This is a genomic window from Pseudoalteromonas sp. MER144-MNA-CIBAN-0113, from assembly GCF_040308965.1.
In the GTDB taxonomy this organism is placed as follows: domain Bacteria; phylum Pseudomonadota; class Gammaproteobacteria; order Enterobacterales; family Alteromonadaceae; genus Pseudoalteromonas; species Pseudoalteromonas tetraodonis.
In genome coordinates this window covers 1-335 of record NZ_JBEOOG010000241.1, presented here as the reverse complement: position 1 = coordinate 335, position 335 = coordinate 1, and the positions used below count along the sequence as shown (strand labels likewise).

Genomic DNA, 335 nt, shown 5'->3' with positions numbered 1-335 from the left:
CACTGGTACTAACCGAGCAAAAACTTGAACCGTTACACCTTGCTATGGAGCTTTTATACAGCGAGTCTAATGCTAATTTACGCGAAAGCGTAACGCCTATTTTAAGTCATTACTTAAATGCTACGCTGCAAAATAACTCACAGGGTGCGGCGCATAACCGTTTAATTAGTCTGTTTGAAGAGGTAGACAAGCGCTTGCAGTTTGATTGGACAATAGAGGTAATGTGCGAACATGTGCATTACTCATCGCCGCATTTGCATCGTTTATGCCAAGCGCAATTTGGTAAAAGCCCAATACAACAACTTATTTATTTACGCATTGAACGGGCTAAAAAC

General features: G+C 41.2%; 1 protein-coding gene. It reads left to right on the top strand.

Going from position 1 to position 335, the window contains the following annotated elements; translation table 11 throughout:
- Positions 1-335: AraC family transcriptional regulator (locus AAEY57_RS19550; RefSeq protein ID WP_350608612.1), on the top strand; the 335-nt coding region annotated here is incomplete at both ends.